Source organism: Mycobacterium attenuatum, from assembly GCF_900566085.1.
GTDB classification, from domain to species: Bacteria; Actinomycetota; Actinomycetes; order Mycobacteriales; family Mycobacteriaceae; genus Mycobacterium; species Mycobacterium attenuatum.
Genome location: NZ_UPHT01000228.1, coordinates 1 through 1046, shown reverse-complemented (window position 1 = coordinate 1046; position 1046 = coordinate 1). Strand labels below are relative to the sequence as shown.

At 58.8% G+C, this 1046-nt stretch carries 1 protein-coding gene; it reads right to left on the bottom strand.

Going from position 1 to position 1046, the window contains the following annotated elements:
* On the bottom strand, positions 1-380 hold a 380-nt coding region (locus tag EET13_RS29770; RefSeq protein ID WP_136623328.1), incomplete at its 3' end, for a PE family protein.
* Positions 381-1046 lie beyond the last annotated feature (666 nt).

Genomic DNA, 1046 nt, shown 5'->3' with positions numbered 1-1046 from the left:
CCGGTGCCGTTGAGCCCGTTGGCGCCGTTGCCGATCATCGGGCGCCCCAGCAGCCATTGGCTGTCGGCGTTGGCGGTGTTGATCGCGTTGTGGGCGGCGTTGTCGATCTCGGTGGCCCAATACTTGAGGGTGCTGCCGTTGAGCAGGTCGACAAATTGCTGATGCAGCCACTGGTAGTCGCGGCTAAATGCCTGCCAGGTTTGGCCGTGGCAAGTCAACAGGGCTGTCATTGCTGCCGAGACCTCATCAGCGCCGGCCGGCAGGAGCCCGGTGGTCGGAATGGCCGCAGCGGCGCTGGCTTCGCTAAATGCCGATCCGATGGCAGCTAAATCGGTTGCCGCGTAGTCCACAGCGTGCGGCGCGATGCTCACATATGACACAGCGGGTCCTCCTGGGGTCTACCAATGTCGTTGCCTGGCATCGGGTGTGGGCTTGAGGGCGGCGGTAACCGATCCCAGCGTGGGCGATCACGCTGGGTGGGGCGGTCAGTACCGGCGCGCTGGCGCCCCACCGCCGCGGGTGGTTAGCGCGTTGGGTGTGGCGCTAGCTGGTCCTGCGGCTCGCGGGCTATGGGCATCATCGAAAGACCCTCACCGGATCCGGGTGCCGGGGCCATCCGAGCCGACTTAACCTCCGGCGGCAACCACGAAAACCCAAAAACATGCTTCACCATTCTTATCGACGATAGATAAAGTCCCAAAAAGATATCTTCGACGGCATGAGAACCATCAAGAGCTTCGCCCAGACGACCCTCTAAAACGAGACATCACACACATCATGTCTCAGATGCTGCCTCCGGTAACTCGAAAAAATCCATCTGTCGACTGAAATAATCAGGGCAAGTACCGCTACCACTCACGGCTAGTTCAATTCCAGAAATTGAACTAGCCGTGAGCATTTTCATGAAACTGAAGTCTGGCCGGAAAGATTCTCTCGCGCTCAATCGGAGATGCCAAACACAAAAAATAGATCAATCAATAACCAACACCTATCAATGGCCAGGCACGCCCCAAACGATGACCAACCGTGAACGCGGCACGGCCGCT